General features: G+C 60.0%; 13 protein-coding genes. 6 read left to right on the top strand and 7 right to left on the bottom strand.

Annotated features, from left to right (window positions below; genetic code table 11):
• Nucleotides 1-100 precede the first annotated feature (100 nt).
• Nucleotides 101-1,030 (bottom strand): metal ABC transporter substrate-binding protein, encoded by a 930-nt coding sequence (locus tag KDL09_RS12810; RefSeq protein ID WP_294385575.1) that lies wholly within the window; start codon nucleotides 1,028-1,030, stop codon nucleotides 101-103.
• Between the two features lie 55 nt (nucleotides 1,031-1,085).
• Complete coding sequence (locus tag KDL09_RS12805; protein ID WP_294385573.1) at nucleotides 1,086-2,114, bottom strand: A/G-specific adenine glycosylase; 1,029 nt, start codon at nucleotides 2,112-2,114, stop codon at nucleotides 1,086-1,088.
• Nucleotides 2,115-2,188: 74 nt separating this feature from the next.
• Here KDL09_RS12805 and rnhC point away from each other — a divergent pair, with 74 nt between their 5' ends.
• From rnhC to KDL09_RS12785, 4 genes are all read left to right on the top strand, one after another.
• Nucleotides 2,189-3,148: a ribonuclease HIII gene (gene rnhC / locus KDL09_RS12800; protein ID WP_294385569.1), complete on the top strand. Its 960-nt coding sequence runs from the start codon at nucleotides 2,189-2,191 to the stop codon at nucleotides 3,146-3,148.
• A gap of 67 nt (nucleotides 3,149-3,215) precedes the next feature.
• Nucleotides 3,216-3,572: an HU family DNA-binding protein gene (locus KDL09_RS12795; RefSeq protein WP_294385566.1), complete on the top strand. Its 357-nt coding sequence runs from the start codon at nucleotides 3,216-3,218 to the stop codon at nucleotides 3,570-3,572.
• Nucleotides 3,573-3,673: 101 nt separating this feature from the next.
• Nucleotides 3,674-6,772 (top strand): c-type cytochrome, encoded by a 3,099-nt coding sequence (locus KDL09_RS12790; protein WP_294385562.1) that lies wholly within the window; start codon nucleotides 3,674-3,676, stop codon nucleotides 6,770-6,772.
• A gap of 9 nt (nucleotides 6,773-6,781) precedes the next feature.
• Nucleotides 6,782-7,582, top strand: coding sequence for a DUF1080 domain-containing protein (locus tag KDL09_RS12785; protein ID WP_294385559.1), 801 nt, complete (start codon nucleotides 6,782-6,784; stop codon nucleotides 7,580-7,582).
• A gap of 35 nt (nucleotides 7,583-7,617) precedes the next feature.
• Here the strand turns inward: KDL09_RS12785 and KDL09_RS12780 are convergent, their stop codons facing one another.
• Genes KDL09_RS12780 through KDL09_RS12760 form a run of 5 tightly spaced genes read right to left on the bottom strand, consistent with a single transcriptional unit; the run spans nucleotide 7,618 to nucleotide 18,823 of the window.
• Complete coding sequence (locus tag KDL09_RS12780; protein WP_294385557.1) at nucleotides 7,618-8,607, bottom strand: G protein-coupled receptor LGR4; 990 nt, start codon at nucleotides 8,605-8,607, stop codon at nucleotides 7,618-7,620.
• A 32-nt stretch (nucleotides 8,608-8,639) separates the two neighbouring features.
• On the bottom strand, nucleotides 8,640-9,806 hold the full coding sequence (locus KDL09_RS12775; protein ID WP_294385553.1) for a hypothetical protein: 1,167 nt from the start codon (nucleotides 9,804-9,806) through the stop codon (nucleotides 8,640-8,642).
• A gap of 25 nt (nucleotides 9,807-9,831) precedes the next feature.
• Nucleotides 9,832-12,495: a DUF1592 domain-containing protein gene (locus KDL09_RS12770; RefSeq protein ID WP_294385550.1), complete on the bottom strand. Its 2,664-nt coding sequence runs from the start codon at nucleotides 12,493-12,495 to the stop codon at nucleotides 9,832-9,834.
• Between the two features lie 2 nt (nucleotides 12,496-12,497).
• Nucleotides 12,498-13,760, bottom strand: a complete 1,263-nt coding sequence (locus KDL09_RS12765; RefSeq protein ID WP_294385549.1) for a DUF1552 domain-containing protein — start codon at nucleotides 13,758-13,760, stop codon at nucleotides 12,498-12,500.
• 11 nt (nucleotides 13,761-13,771) lie between these two features.
• Nucleotides 13,772-18,823, bottom strand: coding sequence for a FlgD immunoglobulin-like domain containing protein (locus KDL09_RS12760; RefSeq protein ID WP_294385548.1), 5,052 nt, complete (start codon nucleotides 18,821-18,823; stop codon nucleotides 13,772-13,774).
• A 114-nt stretch (nucleotides 18,824-18,937) separates the two neighbouring features.
• Between KDL09_RS12760 and KDL09_RS12755 the strand changes: the two genes are divergently transcribed.
• A complete protein-coding gene (locus tag KDL09_RS12755; protein ID WP_294385546.1) occupies nucleotides 18,938-20,923 on the top strand; it encodes an ATP-binding protein in 1,986 nt (661 codons plus the stop codon).
• Entirely contained in the window at nucleotides 20,916-21,560 is a 645-nt protein-coding gene (locus KDL09_RS12750; protein ID WP_294385544.1) for a response regulator transcription factor, read from the top strand. The genes KDL09_RS12755 and KDL09_RS12750 overlap by 8 nt, the downstream gene beginning before the upstream one ends.
• Nucleotides 21,561-21,563: the final 3 nt, after the last annotated feature.

The raw sequence follows: 21,563 nt of genomic DNA, 5'->3' as shown, positions 1-21,563 counted from the left end.
GCATCTTGCCACGGCTTTATTAGCCGGTCAAACACAAAATCTAAATTTTTCTTATCCTTGGAATTCCCAAGGCATTTTTTATCCCTAAAACCTCAACACGTCACTGAAACGCCTTTTCCATTGCCTCCACATTGGCCTTCATGACGGTCATGAAGTCGCCGCTATCCGGCACGTTGCCGCAGGGATCAAACACAACGCTTTTCAGACCGAGCGCTGCGATCTTTTCCACACTCTCCTTCGCAGGCTCACCTTCCCAGATCATCCAGCGCGCTCGATGGCCGGCAAGAATGCTCTTCAAGTCGTTCATTGCGTTGTCATCCGGCACCGTTTCCGGTTCCCACAAGACAGACTTCAGATTCAGTCCATAACGCCGTGCGAGGTAATGATACACAGGATGTGATGCGACGAGCGGATGCTGCACCAACCGACGGCTTAGCGCACTCATGCGATCATCCAAGGACTCCAGTTCGTCTTTGAGCGCCTCGGTGTTTTTGGCGATCACATCTTTGGCGTCGGGCACAAGTTTCGTCAGCGCCTCACCAACGGCCTGGGCCTGCATGGCCGCCTGATTGAAATCGACCCAAGTGGTAAATGCGGTGCCGCTGTGACTGTGCGCACCGCCCGGACCGTGACTGTGCGTGGTGGCGTCGTTGATTTCGATGAACGTGTTGGCAAAAGCAGCAGAGGTATCCACCACCTTGGACTCCGGCAACGTGACTTTGTCCGCCCATTTCGAATACGTAGCGCCGTTCATCAAAATGAGATCCGCATTTTGAAACGCGGTGATCGCCGCATCGTCCGGTTGCCAGAAGGCAGGGTCGTCGTCCTTTGGCGCAAGAAACCTCACTTCCACAGCATCACCTGCGATGCATTGGGCAAAATACTGCAGCGGATAATTTGCGACAAGCACCTGCGGTTTGCCGGATCTGGCCGGAACAGCAACTGACTTCCCATCACCCGGCTCAGTCGAACTAGGTTTGCAGGCACCAAGGAGAACCAAGAGGCTGGAAAGGAAGAATCGTAATTTCATAGTGTGCGAAGATAGCAGTCTGAAATGCTTCGGAAGTAAATGGCAAAATGCAGTTTCAAACATCCAGTTTGAATTCACCTCGCTGCATGAGTTCCCGCAGCACCCGACGATAGGGCGCCGACATGGGCGTGGACTCCAGTTCTGTGAAAGGAATGATGCGATGCGTATCCGGCCAGACGCCGTCGTGGGCATGCGGCTCATGCACCCACAGCGTGACCTTGTAACGAGTGATGCTGTAGTGCGTGCGCATCAGCACCGGCGGCGGTTGGTCTGCATTCATGGCAGGCAGCTTCCAAAGGCCCGTGCGTCGCCTGCCTGTCTCGAGTTCCAACAAAACACCTTCGCTGGTGCGCAGAAAAATGACCCGCTCCGTGATCGCCGTGATCTCCTGACGTACACTCTTCACAGGAAGTGACTCCGGATCAGTGGTGCGGCAATGGCTGCGCACCGGACAGAGATCACACGCTGGCTTTGTCGGCGTGCAATGCGTCTGACCTAACTCCATGAGTGCGGAGTTCAACGCACGCGGATCATCCGTGGCGTGCACGAGCGCCCTCGCCCGCTCCCACAACCGCTTCGCCCCTGCAGTTGAGTCGACCGGTGTGGCGTCATCATGGATGCGAGAAAGGACACGCGCGATGTTGCCATCAACGATGGGTTCAGCGAGGCCGAAGGCAAAACTGGCCACCGCACCCGCTGTGTAAGGGCCAACACCGGGCAGGGCCAGGATGGCCGCGTGGTCACGCGGAAACTCTCCTGCATGATTCTCCATCACTTCCCGGGCTAGCTTTTGAAGATTACGTGCACGCCGATAGTACCCCAACCCCTCCCACACCTTGAGCACTTCCTCTTCACGAGCGGCGGCCAGTGATGAAAAATCAGGGAACCGTTCCATCCATCGTGAATAGAAGCCGCGTCCCAGCACGGTCGGGATTTGCGTCTGCTGCAGCATCACTTCGGAAACGAGAATCGCATACGGATCACGCGTGCGCCGCCAGGGATAGTCACGCGCGTGCTGCTGAAACCAGTTCACAAGCTCTTCCACGATTGCGTGGGGCTGAGGCGTGGCAGTGTGAGAGGACATTGTGCATCACTTATCAACGAGCCCTCGCATTTTTCATGAATCTTTGATCGCTTGTGCGTTTAATTTTACCCCTCATGCCTGCCCTGACCAGCTACACCCACGCGCTTACCTCCACCCAGGCGGAGAAACTGCGCACGCTGCTGGAAGAGCGGGGCTTTGAGTTTCAAACCAAACCCTACTGCCTCTACGCTGCGGCCAAATCGAAAGTAAATGTCCTGGTCTATGAAAAGGGCCCGAAGGTAGTCGTCCAAGGGAAAGAAACAGAGGACTTCGTCTCCAACCTGCTCGAACCGGAAGTGCTGGGTGAGGCCAAACTCGGTTATGAGGAGATTCATCATCCAGAGATGTTCCAACCGCACATCGGCGTAGACGAGAGCGGCAAGGGCGACTTCTTCGGCCCCTTGGTGATCGCGGGCGTCTATATTGATGGCGATGTGGCACGCCAACTGCGCGAGATCGGAGCCGTGGACAGCAAGCGCATCAGCAGCGACGATCGCATATTTAAAATTGCGGCCGACATTCGAAGCATACCCGGGCTCGCCTGGGAGGTGATCTCCATTCACCCTGAGCGGTACAACGAATTGCACGCCAAGTTTGGCAATCTGAACCGCCTGCTGGCCTGGGGACATGCCCGCGTCATTGAGAACCTGCTGGAGCGCGTGCCCGACTGTCCGCGCGCGATCTCCGATCAGTTTGCCAACCCCGCTGTGTTGCAACGTGCGTTGCAGGAGCGCGGGCGCAAAATCGAACTCATTCAGCGGACCAAGGCTGAGAGCGACCCTGCAGTGGCGGCCGCCTCCATCCTGGCGCGGGAAGCCTTTGTTGGATGGTTGAAGTCGCAGGGCCAGAAGCTTGGAATCGTGCTTCACAAAGGAGTCTCAAGTCTGGTCAAAGAAACCGCGGCAAACTTGGTCAGCCAACATGGGAACGATGTTCTGCGGACCCATTGCAAAATTCACTTCCGCACCAGTTCAGAGGTGCTGTCCGGGTCAGTTTCGGATTGCGATGATCAAAATATGCCGATTGTGTCGTAGGTAATGCCGATAATTCGACACAGAATTTAGTTGCACCTCATTAAACGTCTCGCTAGTCACCTCCCATATGACAACGATCACCAAAAAAGATCTGGTTGCCGAACTCAGCAACGCCACCGGTATCAAACACGCCGACACACTGGCCATGGTCGAGGCGTTTATGGAATTGGTTTCAAAGAATCTAAGTGAAGGGAACGAGGTCACTTTGAGAACTTTCGGAACCTTTGACCTTCGGGTAGCCCGAGGCAAAATTGGACGTAACCCTAAGCAGCCAAATTCTGAAGTCATGATTCCCGATCGTTGCGTGGTGCGTTTCAAGCCCAGCAAGGAGCTCAAGTCCCGGGTGGCCGCTCTTTCGGTAAGCCAGATGAATGGCAATCACAGCATGAACGGTGATCACGCCATGAATGGCAATCACGTTTAGAACGGGCATTCGAACAGCTTAACCGGCTGTTATGGCCCATTCCCACGTGAGCGATGATCGCGTGCAACGTCGGGTGATTTGGAGCGTATTTTTCGCCCACCATGTCGCCCCGTATTCTCTCCACGCTCGCATTCGTCTTCCTGCTCAACACTGCATCCGCAGCCCCGCTCTGGATCTGGCTGACCAAAGATGCCACCAAAGACAAGGACGTGACCTTCCGTCATCGTTTTGAAATCCCGGCCAACGCCCACTTTGCCACCCTCGAGCTGACCTGCGACAACGGTGCCGAGGCTTTCCTCAACGGCAAAAAGGTGCTGACCAATCCCGACTGGCAGGAGCGGTCCAAAGTGGATGTGAGCAAGGAGATCAAACGAGGCGAACAAAATGAGATCACCGTCAGCGCCCACAACAAAGGAGGCATCGCGGCGATGATCGCACGCCTCACTATCAAGGTGGCGAACGGCACGGAAAAGGTGCTGGTGGAGACGAACGGCACGTGGGAGGCCACAGCCACGGGCAAGAATGCGTGGAAACCGGCTGCAGAGATCGAGATCTATGGCAAAGGCCCTTGGGGTCTGGCGCTGGATGGAAAACCAGGCGGCGGAAAAAACGATGGCCCGGCCGAATCCATCGCTGCTGCTGAGATCACGGTGCCGAAAGGTTTCAAAGTGGAAAAGCTCTACAACGTGCCGAAGGACCAGGAAGGCTCCTGGGTGGCGCTGACGGTCGATCCAAAGGGCCGCCTCATCGCCTGCGACCAGTATGGCAGCATCTACCGCATGAGCGTTCCCGCCATCGGCAAGCCCGAGAACCTCAAGCCCGAGAAGCTCGCGATTGAAATGGGCAAAGCGCACGGTCTGCTCGCCGCCTTCGACAGCCTCTACGTCATGGTGAACGAGGACGGCCAGAAAAACGGCCTCTACCGCCTGCGCGACACAAACGGCGACGATCAATACGACAAGACCGAGAAACTCGTGACCATGAAGGGCGGCGGCGAACACGGCCTGCACAGCATGGTCGTGAGCCCGGACGGCAAACGCATCTTCTTCAATGGCGGCAACCACACCGAACTGCCTGAGGAACTCAGCACCAGTCGCCCTGCCAAGATTTGGTCCGAAGATCATGTGCTGCCGCGCCTGTGGGACGCGAATGGTCATGCACGCGGGCGCCTCGCTCCCGGTGGCTTCATTTGCAGCATGGATCCTGATGGCAAAAACGTGGAGCTATTCTGCTCCGGCTTCCGCAACGAGTTTGACATCTGCTTCAACGACCAGGGCGAACTCTTCACCTATGACGCCGACATGGAATGGGACATCGGCAGCCCGTGGTATCGCCCCACACGCGTGAATCACTGCGTCAGCGGCGCGGACTACGGCTGGCGCAGCGGCAGCGGCAAATGGCCGAGCTACTACGCCGACTCACTGCCCGCCACGCTCGACATCGGGCCAGGCAGTCCCACGGGTGTCGTCGCCGGCACCGGCGCAAAATTCCCCGCAAAGTATCAGCACGCCGTCTTCATCAACGACTGGACCTATGGCACCATGTGGGCCATCCACCTCGAGAGCAAAGGTGCCAGCTACGACGCCACGAAGGAGGAGTTCGTCTTTGGCAAGCCGCTGCCGCTGACCGACGTCGTCATTCATCCGAAAGATGGTGCGATGTACTTTGCCGTCGGCGGACGTCGCACGCAGTCCGGCGTCTATCGCGTGACTTACGTCGGTGATGAATCCACCGCGCCAGCCAAGGCGCTGCCGCTCGATGAAGAAACGCGCATGCGCCACGCCATCGAGGCCTCCCACACCACCGCGGGTGACCTCGGGAAGCTCTGGGGTTACCTCAGCCACAGCGATCGCAACGTGCGCTACGCCGCACGCGTCGCGATCGAAAAGTTGCCCGTCGATCTTTGGCAAGACAAGGCTCTCAATGAAACGCAACCAGTCGCATTGATCGAAGGCATCATCGCCCTCGCTCGTGTCACGGGCGCCAAGTCGGCTCACACGGGTGGCAAACCCGCTGCCAAACCCACCGGCACCTCCTCCGAACCGATCGGAAATGTCGTGCCCGAAAATGTCGAATTGCAGGGCCGAATGCTCACGGCTCTCGGCAATCTCAAAGGCACCAAACTTCCTCTCAGCCAGCAACTCGCCGCCCTGCGTGCGCTTGAACTTGTGCTGACCCGTCTGGGCAAACCCAGTGCCGAAGTCTGCACGCAAATCGCCGAGGCACTCGACGCTGTTTATCCTGCCGAAGATCCGATGATCAACCGCGAGCTCTGCCAGATTCTCGTTGCCGTCGATTCGCCGAAGGTCGTCTCTAAAACACTCGCGCTCATGGCCACTGCCAAAGACGACTTCCAGGAAGTCGCCAGCGATGCCGTGCTGAGCCGCAATGACGGCTACGCTAACGCCGCACGCGCCGCGGCAGGCAGCCGCCCGAACGCGCAGCAGATCAGCTACATGGCCGCGCTACGCAACGCTACTGCTGGCTGGACGCCTGAACTGCGTCAGACTTACTTCTCCTGGTTCCCGCACGCACGCACGTGGAAGGGCGGCAACAGCTTCAAAGGTTTCATCGAAAACATCCGCAAAGACGCGCTCGCCACCTTCGTGCCTCAGCCGGAACTCGCCGAACTCGACACGCTCAGCAGCAAAGTAGAGGCCCTCACCGCCGCGCCCAATTACGTCGCCCCGAAGGGACCCGGCAAAAACTGGACCGTCGATGAAGTCGTCGCCCTCACCGCGGGCGGACTCAAAGGCCGCGACTTTGCGAATGGCGAGGCCATGTATCGCAGCACCATGTGCGCCATCTGCCATCGCTTCAACGGCGACGGCGGCAGCATCGGCCCCGACCTCACCGGCGCTGGCAACCGCTACACCATGCGCGACCTCATGGAGAACATCGTCGATCCCAGCAAGGTCATCTCCGACCAGTATGACAGCCACGAGATCACCAAGAAAGACGGCAGCATCATCATCGGCCGCATCGTCGTCGAGGAAAACGGCAAGGTCTTCATCATGACCAACCCCTTCGCGCCCAATGACCACATGGCCATCAATGAAAGCGACATCGCCAAGAAAGGCACCCGCAAAGTCAGCATGATGCCCCCCGGCCTCATCAACTCGCTCAATCAAGACGAACTCCTCGACCTCGTCGCCTACGTCGTCAGCGGCGGGAACAAGGACGACAAAGTGTTTAAATAATCCCTGCCGATGAAAACTGCCTTGCTTGTCCTCTTTGCATCCGTCGTTTTCGCTGCTGGTGCCGAACCTGCGAAGAAAGCCGAACCGAAAAAAGAAAAGCCCTTCACCCCCGGCGGCATCTACCGGCAGGGTGACATGCAGCGACCTCGGCCTACGGTGATCACGCCGCCGACGGAAAACACACCGCCGAGCGATGCGATCGTCCTATTCGATGGCAAGGACCTCTCCAAATTCATCCGCAAGCCACGCAACGGAGATCCTGATCAAAGTGACGTTCCAAGCTGGAAGATCGAAAACGGTTACGCAGAGATCAAACCGAAGGGCGGTGACATCGACACGAAGGACAAATTCGGCTCCTGCCAGATTCACCTCGAGTGGGCCACGCCCACTGAGGTTGTCGGCAGCAGCCAGGGCCGCGGCAACAGCGGCGTGCTCATCCACGGCTGGGGCGAGGTGCAGGTGCTCGACTCATACGACAACGACACCTATCCCGACGGCCAGGCCGCTGCCATCTACAACCGGTATCCGCCGCTCGTGAATGCCAGCCGCAAACCCGGCGAGTGGCAGAGCTACGACATCATCTGCGAGTGCGCGAAGATCGACGACAAGGGCAACGTCTTGCAACCCGCCCGCCTCACCGTGATTCACAACGGCGTCATCGTGCAGCACGCCGTGGAAATGGACGCGAAGGTACAAGAGTTCGGCTTTGCGCTCCAAGATCACCACAATCCCACCCGCTACCGCAACATCTGGGTCCGTCCGCTGCATCAGCGCGACGAGAACGCCAAGCCAGCGGAAGCAACGAAGTGACAAACCGCAGCTCCGGCGCTTTGTCGTAGCACTCGCTATTGGAACTTCACATCCACCTTCGGCAGCAGCGCCTTGATCTTGGCCTGCGTTTCCGGCGGATAGCCGGTCTTGCGGTCGATGAGCTTGAGTTCCTTCAGGAAGGTGAAGCCTTGCAGCAACGGCAGACGTTCGTCGGGAAGCAGCGGACTGCCGAGTTCGAGCGATTCGAGCTGCGTCATGGTGGCGAGTACTTTGAAGTCATCATCGGTGGTTTCCTTGCAGTTCGTGAGCGTGAGGCTCTTCAACGTCTTGATGTTCTTGACGATCGGCAGTGACTCGGATTTGTCGAAGCCCTCGCCGAGTTGGAGATATTCGAGTGGCAATGCGACGATGTTGTTCAGCGCCGCCGGAGTGGCATGCGCTCCGAGTTCCAGGCCCTTGAGCTTCGTAAGCTTGGCCAGATTAGGAGCCCCAGCGTCGGTGAACTTGGCGTGCGCGAGGCTGATGCTCTCGAGGTTCGGCAGGTGTTCGCAGAGCTCTTTCAAGCCTTCGTCATCAATGCTACTGCCGCGGTGGCTGACCTTCGTCACCTTGCTCCAGTCAGCGCACTTCGCATAAGCACGACCAGTGATCGCGGTGCCGACGAAGGAGAAATTCTCGAGGTTATTCAGACCCGCGAAGATCTCCATGCCTGCGTCGGTCAGCTTGCCGTTGTTGGTGAATCGCAGCGACTTGAGATTTGTGAGCTGCCCGAGTGGCTTGATCCATTCGTCGTTCGCCTTCGTCGAGATGACGTTCAACGACTCCAGGGTGTTGATGTGGCCGAGATGTTCAAAGAAGTCCGCGTCATACGGGTCGTCCTTCCGATGATCGTGCGGACCCGCATTCGGAACCTGCAAATCAACAAGCTTCAGACTCTGGCCATCCTCCGTCTTTTCGACCTTGCCCTTCGCGCCCTCAACGGTGCGAATGACGGCCTCGACGTGCGGATCGAGCGCAAAGGCGGAGATGGCAAAGGAAGTGAACAGGGCGAGCGTGAGTTTCATGGGTGGTTGGAGTGTGGGTTGATAAAATGAGGTTACTTCGCGAGCTGACCATCACGTTGGGAGGTCTGCCAGTCCGCGGCGAAAGCGGCATTGAGGAGCCAGGAGGCGGTGAACTTGTCGCCGGCGAAGTCAGCGACCGGAGCAATAGGCAGAGTTTGATAGCCGCCTTTCTCGGCATTCCAGTTTTGACCGAGGTAACCGGATTCGGCTTTGAGTTCATTCAGCTTCACCGGGCCTTTTGATGCGTCAGCATCGGCAGGAACGCGGGCGGCGAAGCTGAGGCGCAGGAAGGAGAAGACGAGCGGCCAGGTTTTCTCGCCGGGGCCATGACCGGTCTTCGGCTCGACTGCGTAGTGCCAAAGCGCGTGATGCTTCTTCCGCATCGCCTCAACAACGGCCATGTTCTGCTCCTTGGAGGGACGCGCGAAGAAGGCATCGTCCTCGCCGAAGATGATCATGCCAGGCAACTGAGCCGCGCCGGGTTGATACACCTGATAAGTCGTTCCGGGACGCATTGAAACCCATGCCCAGACACGTGCGCCCTCCGTGGCCGGAAAGATGGCGGAGAATCCGGTGCCATTGGAATGACCGTAGAGAAACAGCGGTGCGTTCTCGAGTTCGGGATGCTGCGAGCGGGCTCCGAAGCCCTTCAAGCGATCATAGAGCAGACTGCGAGGCCAGAAGCCGCGTTGCATCGGATTGCCGACGAATTTGAAGAGTGCGAGATGCAGCTCGCGTGCGAGCTTCCGCAGTTCCGCGTGCTTGAAAAGCGCCTCGCCGCTGCCGTGACCGGAGACGACGACGATGCCGCGTGCCAATTCGACTCCTTCCGGAATCCAGAGATCGAACTTCACGTCTTCCTTTTTGCCTTCGCCCTTCTGCTTCACCGCCTCGGCCCATTGCGCGTCACTCAGATTCCAGTCCCAATGCTGCTCGATGACCTGATTCGGCGCAGGCGTTCCCCATTTGGCCTCGTCGAGAATGATGTTACCCGCACCCTGTCCTTTCACACCTGCGTTCGCCCGCACCCAGCCGATGCTATGGCACTCGGGAAGCTGGAGCGTCTCGGAGAGTTCGACGTCGGCTGCGAAGGCGGTGCTGCATGCAGCTACCATGCCCAACAGCGCCATGGTGGTGCCGATGCCGCGCAGAAAGTGGCGGCGAACGAGAAGCCAGCGTTGGGATTGGATGTTGCTCATGAGGTTCGTGGGAGCGCAGGTTAAATCACTTCAGGCGGAAAATTTCGCTCGTGGCGCAAAGAACGACGAGATCGCGAAGCCGGTAGTCGTTGGTCGCGGCCGTTTCGAGGATGCGACGGATGTGTGGTCGATCGGTGATTTCGAGTTCGCGTCCCAGCGCGAAGATCAGCAGCTTCTCGACGAGGCAGCGGGCAAACTGCTCGCGGCGGTTCAGCAGTTCCGTTTTGAACCCGCTGACGTCCGTGAACTTCGTCGCACCAAACTGGCCGCTCGCATCCACTGGCAGCACGGTTTTGCCGTCCACGTAGTGACCGCGCCAGCGGCCGATGGCGTCGTAGTTTTCCAGTGCAAATCCAGGCGGATCGATCTGCCGATGGCAGGTCCGGCAACTGCCGTTCTCCTGATGCTTCATGAGCTGGTCGCGGATGGTCTTCGCTCCACGGATGTCCGGCTCGATCGTGGGCACGTTTGGCGGCGGCGGTGCGGGCGTGGCGCCGAGAATGTTCTCCAGCAGCCAGACACCACGGATGACCGGCGAGGTGTCCACGCCATTGGCCGTGAGCGTCAGCACGCTGGCCTGCCCCAGCAGTCCGCCGCGCCATGAATCCGCGAGTTTCACCTGGGCAAAGGCAAGTGTCGGCGCATGGCCGTCGCCGTCCGGCACCAGTTGCTCCTGCGGCAGACCTTCTACTGGTCTCCGTTGCGCTTCGGTAACGCGTTTCGGATCGATGCCGTAGAGCTGGGCGAGCTCTTTGTTGATGAAGGTGTCGTCAGAATTCAACAGACGCGTGATGGAACCATTCGTGTTGAGCAACTGACGGAAGAACAGGCGCGTTTCCATGCGCATTGCCGATTCCAGATCGTCGTTGTAATACACGCTGAACTTGTGCACGTCGGGCGCCATGGTGCCGAGCTTGCGCAAAGCCAACCAGCCGTCGAGAAACTCATCCACGAAGGCCTCGCAGCGTGCGTCGTCGAGCAGGCGCAGCGCCTGTTGTCGGAGCACTTCAGGTTTTCGAAATTCACCGGAGACGGCCAGTTTCAGCAGAATCTCGTCGGGCATCGAGGCCCAGAGAAAATAGGACAGGCGCGAGGCGATCTCGTGATCGGTGAGGGCTTGCACCTTCTCCTCGCGATACAAAAATTCGGGCGAGCAGAGAATCGCTTTGATGCCTTCCTGAATCGCAAGCTCTGCACTCATGCCGTCCTTCTCCGCATCGCGCACCAGCTTCACCAGCGGAGCCACCTCGTCCTTCATCACCGGACGGCGCCATGCACGGGTGGCAAGGTTTTCGAGGATGTGCGCTGCATCTTCGCTGCGATAAGCCTCTGTGCCGAAGATCACACGATGACTTTCAGGTGGCCAAGCCTCAATGAGCGGCCCTTCGACTTCGATCTTCGACAGCAGAATGCGCGGCGACTCGAACCACATGAAGAGATTCCAGTCGCTGCTCTTGCTCGCGTCGAATTTCGCGCGCTGCTCCTGGCTCAACAACCGGTCGATGTTCGCTTTGAAATAGTTGCGCAGACGGTTGTTTGAGTCGCTCGGGCCGTTCGGGAAGCCGAGGCGCGGAAACTCGCCACGATCCAGCCACACACGGCACTCCAGCCAGGTCGGCTCGTCGTCAGGCAGGTCCCACACCGCGAGCTGACGCTGACCCGACTGATAACCTTTGGCCGCGACATCGAGCGCCTCCTTGTTTTCAGGGTCGATGCCTTCCAGCGTGCCCGTGTAGAGTCCGAGGCGGATCGGTTCGGCGGGATCCCACATCGATGGGAACTTCTGCTTTCGCAGATCCAGCTTCGGATCTTTGGGATCGAGCTCCGCGTAGCGAAACTTCGCCTCCGCGCGAATGCGGACGCGATACCATCCGCTCTCCGGCACGCCCTCGCGCAGTTCGTCCACCGGTGCGTAGCCGCTCTGCGGCAGGCCGCGCATTCTTTCCGTCAGCGTTTGATGCGGCGGATCCTGTTTCAGCTCTTTCTTGTAGTAGGCGTTCTCGGCGTAGATGAAACCTTTCGTCGTGCGGTCAAACGGCGGCCGCAGATCCCAGCGGCGCGTTTCCGGCCTCGGCTCAAAGTGCACCGCGCGCGCCACGATCTGCTCGGCGGCCTCCACATACTGGCGCAGCAGGAAGCCGGACGTGACCAGTTTGGCACCGTTGCTCGCAAAGCCGTGCGTGTGCTGGTCTTCGGGAAATTCACGGCATGGATCAAAGCTGCTGACATTGAGATGCAGCAGATCGCGCACGGTGTGACGATACTCCGCGCGGTTCAGACGGCGCAGCACTGCTGTCTGTCGCTGCGGCAGCGTGGTCGCATGTGCCACCAGCTTTCCTTCCAGCTCCAGAACGGCTGCATGACGATCTTCAGGCGCAGGCTGCGTCTTGTCCGCAGGCGGCATGCTGTGGCGTTCGATCTGCTCCAGCACCTTGATCCATTCTCGCGAGCTGTCAGTCGTGATATCCGTGCCGAGGGCTTCGATGGAGAAGTCGCCCTTCTTCGTCGCATCATCATGGCAGTCCATGCAGTGCTCCGAGACGAATGTTTTGAAATCACTCGCTGCAATCGCAGACGACATGCCCGGCAGAATCAGCGCGATCAAAATCTGCAAGCCGGCTGCGACACGCGGAGATGCCGAACCGACCCGGTCCTTGCGCACCATCCGATGAGTGAAGGATTCGAACATGGTCAAATGATTTCCGTCAGGGTTCCCTTGCTGTAGGCAAAGGCGTCGGTCTGAATGCCAAAGCGCTGCGCCATGGTCAGGTAGAGATTGCTCAGCGGCACCTTCTTCCCTTGCTCCTCGGGCATCTTCGCATGCGTCTGATGCTTGTAGCCGCCGCCCGCGAGCAGGATGGGCAGGTTGCGGTTGGTGTGCGCGCTGCCGTCGCTCATGCCGCTGCCAAAGAGCACCTGCGTGCTGTCCAGCAGGTCCAGGTCGGCGAGTTTCGTGATGAACTTCGCCATCTGCTCCATCTGATAGCGCTCCACTTTGCGCATCCCGGCCATCAACGTCGGATCCTTGCCATGATGCGAATAGGCATGGTAGCCCTTTGCCTCGATGCCCACCGCCGCCGTGTCGAAGGCGCCCGGCACCTCGATCGTGGCCACGCGCGTCGAATCCGTCTGCAGCGCCAGAGTGATCAGGTCATATAGGATCGGCAGTTGCTGCGACACCGTGCCGTTCTTCGGCTCCTTCATGTCCACCTTCGGACGCGGACGCGACACCCACGCCTTCTCCTGCTGCAACGTCTTCTCCACCTCGCGGATGGAGGTGAAATACTGATCCATCTTCTGCTGATCCGGCCGGCTCAGCCGCTTGTTCATGATCTTCGCCTGCTCCTGCACCGCATCCAGGATCGACCCCTGCCGCTCATAGCGCGTCGTGCGCCGCGCAGCCATGTCCGCAGGATCGTCCACGAAAAGCATCTGAAACACGCGGCTCACTTTTTGAATCGACGGCACCATCACGCCCGAACGCGTCCACGACAACTCGACCGCGCCACCGTCATTGCTGCCTGCCGAAGTATTGAGCACCGGAAAGCGCGTCTCACCCGCCACGCTTTCGCCGCAGAATTGGTCCAGCGAGATGTTTCCGTTCGGCATGCCCGCGGCTTCGTTGGAACGCACGCCAGAGAGAAAGGCATGCGTGCCCGAGTGTCCGCCATTGATGCCGTGGTCGAGGTTCGAAAAGACGGTGAACTTTCCGCGCAGCGGCTCGAACGCCCGCAGATTCTCCGGCAACGCGGCAGTCTTGCCAGCTTCCGTCGGGAAGAAGGCGTCATGAATCATCCCAAACGGATTCGCCACGCAGACAAAGCGCTTCACCTGCGATCCTCCCTCCGCACCGAGTCCCATCGTTTCGAGCAGAGGCAGCGCCAGGCAGGCGCCCGCACCACGCAGAAGATGGCGACGTGAGACAAGCCAGCGTTGGGATTGAATGTTGCTCATGATTGTGAGGATCAGCGTTTCAAGAGTAGTGGTGAAATGACGATTTCGCCCCACAAATTGGGCGAGAGCATGATCTCGCCTGGGATGTCATCGACGAGGCCGGTGCTTTGGTTTGACCAATAGGAGCGCAGGTTGGTGTCTGTGCCTGCGGCGTCGCCGAAGGTCGCACCGAAATCCGCGCGGAGCTTGGTGTCAGGCGTCAGCGTCAAACCGAGGTCACTCAGCGCAAGACTGGCCTTCACCGTGTAGCCGTTCGCGTCCGTTTTGACCTCGATTTTGGCCTCGGGGAGTTGGCGGACATCATCGACCTTCGCGCCGCGCCACGGGCTGGTGAACTCGACCGGATTCTTACCGCCGGGTTTGCGATGTTCGTAAAGCACGGCGAGCGGTTTTCCTTCGTGCGGAGCGATGAGCAGGCGTTTGTCGCCGATCACCGGCTCGCGACGCTTCGGATCGGCTTTTGCATCGCAGGCGAATTGGAAATCGACCGTGTCGCCCGTGGCGAAGAGCTTCGTCCAGTCACGACCGTTGTTGATCCACGGCGACGCATCCTGCACACGCCAGGTCAGATGCAGGTGCGTGGAATCGGCGGCGATGTCGCACTGCGTTTTGAACTTGCCGCTTTTGTCCCATGTAATGCTGCCGGGAATCGTGGCCTCGCGCGCCTGCTGTTTCGCGGCGACCTGACGCAGGTTTTGTTTTTCCGCAGCGGCGATCTGCGCTTTCGTCACAGTGAGCTTGCCGCTGACGCGCTTCACCTTGTCAAAGCCGGTCAGTTCATAGATGCGGTAGGGGCCGTGACCGATTTGGACGTAGTATTTGCCGCTCTTCGCATCGCGACCGAACGAACCGCCGAAGATCTCGCCACCAAGGCGATACTCGTTCTTCAAATAGCTCACGCGCACATCGACGAAGGCCTCATCGAGATACAAGCCGTCGCTAGTCAACGTGAAGCAGCGGCCGTGGTTGCCGTTCACGAAGAACACGTCCGCGCCGTCATCGAACGGCGCGATGCCGAGGAAGGCCATCACGCCCTGCATCACTCCGGGTTCGGGCAGCGGCGCATCGTGGCTGCCATGCACGTCGCTCCATTGGTTCGGATAGCTCCAGAGATGCTTCCCATCGCTCGCATACGCGTTCATCTCGGGATCGGAGTTGAAAAGGAAGCGACCAAATCGATCGCGAGTCGTCGCCACGCCGCTGCGCTTGTAGCCGGGAGTCAAACTCACAGGCGTGGCCTGCGCGATCGCTTCGTCGAGCGTCGGATAATCCGGCACACCGTTCGCGAGGAAGCCTTTCGGCTTGATCGCGACCACTTTGACCTGCGTCTTGTCGGCGACAGGCATGTAAAACGTCAGCGAGTTCTGCATGTGCCCCCACGGACCGCCCGCGTAGTCGATTTGATCGCCACAGAAGTCGAATTCCTCCTTCTGCGCCTCGCCGTCGCCATTGCGATCGACCCACAGCACGCCCATGCCGCGCTGCGACCACGGTTTGCCCTCGCCCTTCTTGCCGGGCTTCTCGCCCGCGCGTTTCTCCGGCCACTTCGCGTAAAACGCGTCGATGTAGGCCTGCGGCGGCTGCCAGTTGAAGGCGTAGCCAAAATGATGCGTGCCCGCCGTCGCAGCAATGTCCTTCAGCGTGCCATCCGGTAGCACCTCGCTGATCAGCGCGATCTTTCCACGCGTGGCGACGAACATGCGTCCGGCCTCGCGGAAGAACGCGTAGCTGTGTGGCTCGTAGTGGCCGAGGTGGCCTTCGTCGATGCTGAGAATGCTCGTGGGCCGCGCTGTCTTCTTTTCCAAATCGACATCCCAGAAGCAGCCGAGTCCGATCCAGCGCCGTGGATTTTCGGGATCAAAGCCGCTGCCATCGCCGCCGTAGTGCGGCATGCCGAACTTTTCGACCACGACCTTGTTCGCCTTCAAATCCCACGCGAACACGCGCTTCGGATTCCAACGCTTCTCCGTGACCCACAGCTTTCCATCCGGCCCGAGCACAAGCCCTGCCGGATTCACCATGCGTTCAGGTTCGTATTTGCCACGATACGGCCCACCGGGTTTGCCCGTGATCGCGTGTTCGATGCCCGCCGATGAAAAGCGACGCACCTGATGCGTCTTGGCATCGCTGATGAGGATATCGCTATCAGGCGCGATGGTGATGCCGCTGATATCCGCGTTTTCGACGACGAGCTTCCTATCATTCACACGCACCACGCCGCGATCCGTGACCGCAAACAGGTCCTTTCCCGCTGCGAGATGCCGCACGTCTGCGAGCGCGATCTTGTCGAGTTGCTTTCCTGTCTTCGCATCCAGCACAAGGATCGCTTTCTCATCTCGACAGCTCACATACAGCTTCGCGTCGAGCACGGCGATGCCGCCGAGGTTGAACTGCTTCAAATCGGACTGCCCGTTCACTTCCATCGTGTCCACCGGCAGGCCGCGCACCTTGCCGGGCCACTCGACGAGCTTGCCGGTGGCGATGTCGAAGCGGCAGATCGTCACCGTCCATGTCGCTTTCCAATCGGCCTTGGCAAAGTCCGGACGTCCACCCCACGCGAAACCATCCTGCGCGACATACAGATGCTCCTCATCCGCCGCGATGGCGTCGTGCTGGATGCCGTAGCCCTGCTGGTGCTCGTAGCCTTGCACGAGCTTGCCTTTATCATCGAGCGCCACCAGCGCCCACCCACCCTCCGTCACCGGCGCGGCGAAGAAGACGAGCTTCGAGTTCGCCGCCGCCGCATGCAGCGTGCTGTGATTCGGCCCCCACGGCTCCGTCGTCGGTTCGTTACCGTTGGCAAAGTTCATCACATACTGCGGGCGGATGCCCTCATGCGTCACACCGCTCCACGTGTAGCTGCCTGGAGCCACGAGCCAGCCCGTTTCATCGAGTCCATCCCACACGAGCGACTGCTTCCCCGCACCGAAACTGCGACCGCTCACGAGATTGCGCACGCGCTCACCCTTGTCGTTCTCGATCACGATGGTCGCCTTGCCTTCGCTTGGCTGCGTGAACTCAATGCGAATCTCCTGCTGCCTTGCGGTCACGGCCTCACGATACGATTCGAGGTCAAACTCGGCCCACGAGGCCGGATCGTCATTGAAAGGCGCGTGAATCGCTTGGTGGTCGTTGAATCCGAAACGCTCGCGCTGACCGTCATGTTCCAATGCCACGGCGATGCGCAGCTTTGCCAGCACGAACTCTGGCAGTTTGATGGCGCTACCTTGAGTGATGAACGCGAGAGGCCTCTTCGAGGCATCCAACGCAAGCACACCAAGAGTAACTTTCGAGCCGGGAGCCTGCACTGAGACTTTGCTTCCGGTGATAGATATTGCGCAGGGCAATCCGCCAGCTCGGCTCATCTCCACATAGTTCACTTCAACAGGTTTGGCCATCTGTACGGAGCGTGACGCAATCTGGCTCTTTGCTGCTGGCTCTCCGAGCTCCAGCTTCACCAACCGCTGCTTTCCCAGTTCATTCACCACCACACGCGAACCGGCGATGGCGATGTGCGCGGGCGAGTCGAGGCCGGTGTAGCTCACCGGCGCGGCATCGAGCGAGTCATAGACGTGCACCGCGCCATTCTTCGGATCACTGACGGCGAAACGCTGGCCGTCGCTGTGCACAAACACCGCGCCGCCGAACTGCGTGAGGCGTTTCACCTCCTTGAGGTCGCGGTCGAGCACCACGATGGCATCCGTGTCTCCGGCGAGCAGGTGATTTTGAAACCACGCGAGACTCATGCAGTTCGTGAGGCCTGGCAGCTTGATGGGCTGCGGTTTGCCCGCGAGATGACCGTCGGATGAGATGGGCAGCTTGAAACCGTCACCGTTTGGCGTGGTGACGATCATGTTTTTGTCGATCACCGCCGCGCCGCTGATGTTTTCCGGCACGGTGAAGTCCTTGATGCCCGGTGTGTCGAGATGCGAGAGGCCGTTTTCGTCGATGACCGGTCCGCGTGCGAGCTGGACGTTGCTGTAGTGCTTCTTGAGGATGCACAGCGTCTTGCCGCCGAGCAGCGTTGGTTGCGCGCAAATGGACGGCTCCAGATCGCCGAGCGTGTGGGGCGTGTGCGGCTCATCCTGCCAGCGCCAGCTTCCGCGCGTGGTCCAGATGTTGCCGTCCACGTCGAGTGCGAGACCTTTGAGTCCCACAAGGCCGCCGATGCGCCGCACGACATCAAAGCGGCTCTCCGCGTCATTCCACTGCACGAATTGAATCACACCGCCCATGCCCGAAATGGCGAGCAGGCCATCGCGCAGCTTCACCATGCCGCGACCATTCACGATGTCGTTGCTCATCGGCATGTAGCCAATGAACGAACCCGAAGCCCCGCCAAGCACGACGCCCGGATCAGGCTCGAAGGCCTCGTTGAAGCGATTGATCGTGCCGTGCCACGACTGGCTGTACCAATGGCGCCCGATCTTCTGCGGACGCTCGCCTTGAAAAGGCTTCGGAAAACCGTCCTTCAGCGTGCTGTCCTGCCACGCGAAGACCCTGCCTTCGCCAAAGCCGCAGATCGTGCCATCCGGCTCGATGTGCAGCCCGTTCAGCCTCGCGCCCGGCTGCATCATCGGCGTGCGCCCGCCTGTGACGGGATCGAGCGATGCCAGCGCGTCCTTCTCCAAAACGATCACACGATCCTTCACCGCGCTCGAGGCGATCAGATCGACATCGCCCTTCAGACGCGTCAGCTTCGTGCCCGGCGTGGCGTTCAACGGCAGCGTGTAGATTGCTTTCTTCAATTTCAGCACGAGCAGATCACCGACTCTTGTGATTTGATCGTTGCCACGTTCATCGCCCTCGGGAATCTCAAAGCTCGCCAGCAGGCGCCCATCGAGCGCATAGCGATTCAGCCGTGTCGAACCACCGCGCTCCCACAGCGCGCCCTCGTCATCGAGCACCGGGCCGATGCCAGAAAAGAGTTTCCCAGCGAACACCGCCTGCGAGTTGTCTGAATTGCCGAGCGTGCCTGCAAAGTGCAATTCGGCGGCGGAAGCCGTCGCGAGGACGGCCCAAAACAAAAGCAGAACGGAGCAGCGATGGCTGGACGATGGCATGATTCTCAAACGACCGAGACTGACGCATTCTGCAAGCCCCCCGAATCCTCGGGGGACGAGGACGCGTGAGATCACGGTGGCAGCGGGACGATGGCGTGGCTACACTCGCGCGTCGTGCGTTTGCTCCTCCATTCCTGGCCGGGCATGGCTCTGCTGCCGTTGCTGTGGAGTCTGCATGTGCGTGCGGATTTTTCACCGACGTATTGGATTCCCGAGATGCGGAATCTCGAAGCACAGCGTGTGACTTTGCAGGAGCAACTGGCCGGCCTGCCCGCTGTGCCAGATGAGCAGCTCACGCAGCGACTTGGCTGGCACAGCGATTACTCGACCTCGCCGGACAAGGCGGAGTGGGTGGAGTTGAATCTCGGACAGGCGCGGAAGATCGATGCCGTGGTGCTCATCGCACCGCCGCCGAACGGAGGCACGGTGGGCGTGGGTTACGGTTTTCCGCGGAGATTCTATGTCGAACTTCTCGGCGAGGGCGACGACAACGAGCGCACGATCATCGCCGACTACACAGACGAGGACTTTCCAAATCCCGGCCTGCTTCCCGTGGTGATCCCCGCGGACGGACGCATGGCGCAGAAGGTGCGCATCACGGCCACGCGGTTGTTTGAGGCGAAGGGTCGCAGCTTCTTCGCATTGGGCGAAGCGATGCTGCTTCAGGGCAATCAAAACCTTGGTGCACGGCTGGAGGCGATCGGCCCGGACGCGGTGCGGGCGAGCAGCAGCCAGGGAACACGACCCGACTGGGGACGCATCAATCTCGTGGACGGGCACACTGTCCTCGGTCCAGCGCTTGGCACGAAGAAGAGTCCGACCCTCGGCTTTCGCAGCGTTCCCACGAGCGAGAGCCGCCCTTGGAACAATCCGTGGGTGGAGGTTGATCTCGGCAGCGTGAAGGAGGTCGATGAGGTCCGGCTTTTCCCCGCGCATCCGCCGCAGTTCGCGCACAGCCACGGCTATGGCTTTCCCGTGCGCTATCAGATCGAGCTGCGCGAGAAGGAAAATGACGTACCGCTCCTCTTGAACGGGCCGCAGTCCGGCAGTTACAACGCCGTCCCGGGCGACAACGTGGTGACGATCGTCAGCGGCCACCGCGCGCGCTTTGTGCGCCTGCAGGTGCTGGAGCCGCATGTGAGCAACGGCAGTGTGGTGCTCGCGATGGCGGAGATGCAGGTGTGGTCCGGCGAGAAAAACATCGCCCCGGGGAGCGATGTCACTGCGTCGGATTCGACGGAAAAAGGCGGCTGGTCGCGGGCTGCTCTGGTGGACGGTTTCACGAGCCGCGCCGACATCGTGCCGTGGCCTGCGTGGCTCGCCGGACTTTCGAAACGCCGTGAAATCACACATCAGCTCGCTGTGCTGGACGCGAGACGTGAAAGCATCATGCGCTGGTGGCAGCGGCTGGGGCTCGGGGTGCTCGCCGCCGTGCTGGCGCTCGGCATCATCGCGGCATTGATGATCATGCAGAAGCACCGGCGGACGCGCTTCGCCGAAATGGAGGCATTGCGCCAGCGCATCGCACAGGATTTGCACGACGAGATCGGCAGCAGCCTGGGCAGCATCGCACTGATCGCGCAGGACATCCTCGCGGAGGGCGGCAAGGACGGTCCTGCACGCGATGATTTGACCGAGATCAAGGACATCGCCGATGAAACCGTGAGCGCGATGCGCGACATCACACGGCTGATGCAGAGCGAGCGCTACGGCACCGATGATCTGCCCACACTCCTGCGCGAGACGGCGGACCGCATGCTGCGCGGCATCCAGCATCAGATCCGCATCGACGGTCACGCGCAGACCCGGCTTCTCGCCGTGGACCGCCAGCGCGACCTGATCCTCATGTTCAAGGAGGCGCTGCACAACATCACGCGTCATGCCGCGGCCACCGAGGTGAGCATTTCCCTCGCGCCCGATCGTGATTCGGTCGTTTTGACCGTGCAGGACAACGGCAGAGGCTTTGATCCCGCCGCTGAAACTTCAGGCATGGGCCTCACCAATTTGCGACGCCGTGCGGCGAAGCATCAGGGCAGCGCCGGGATCACGTCTTCATCGACGGGCACCGTATTAACCATCAAACTTCCGCTTCATGCCTGAAACCATCCACGTCTGGCTCATCGAGGATCACAAAACCTATGGCGCGCGCCTCGCGCGCGCCCTGAACCGCCTCGAAGGCATCTCATGCTCGCGACGTCTCACCGCCTGCGAGGATGCCTTCGCCGCGCTGTCCGCCGAGGCCGCGCCGCAGGTACTGCTGCTCGATGTGGGGCTGCCAGGAATGAGCGGGATCGACGGCATCGCACGTCTGCGGCAGCTCGCACCGGAAACCGCCATCGTCATTCTCACGGTGTTTGAAGAAGACGATAAGATCTTCCGCGCCATCTGTGCCGGTGCGGCTGGCTATCTTCTCAAGACATCCAGCACCGAGGACATCGCCGCCGCCATTCGCAGCGCGGCGGCCGGAGGATCGCCGATCAATCCGACCATCGCCCGCCGCGTGCTGGAGATGTTTTCCAAGGCCAACACGGCCGCGCCCAATGACTATGGCCTCACACCGCGTGAGATGGACATCCTGAAACTCCTCGTGGACGGCAGCACCATCAAGGACGCCGCCGCTCAACTCGGCATCGGTTATTACACCGCCGACGAGTATATCCGCAGCGTGTATGTGAAGCTGCAGGTGCGCAGCCGCGGCAGCGCCATCGCGAAGGCGGTGAAGGAAGGGCTGGTGTGAACG

The sequence above is a fragment of the Prosthecobacter sp. genome, assembly GCF_020439865.1.
GTDB lineage: Bacteria > Verrucomicrobiota > Verrucomicrobiia > Verrucomicrobiales > Verrucomicrobiaceae > Prosthecobacter.
This window is presented reverse-complemented; position numbering and strand designations above follow the sequence as displayed.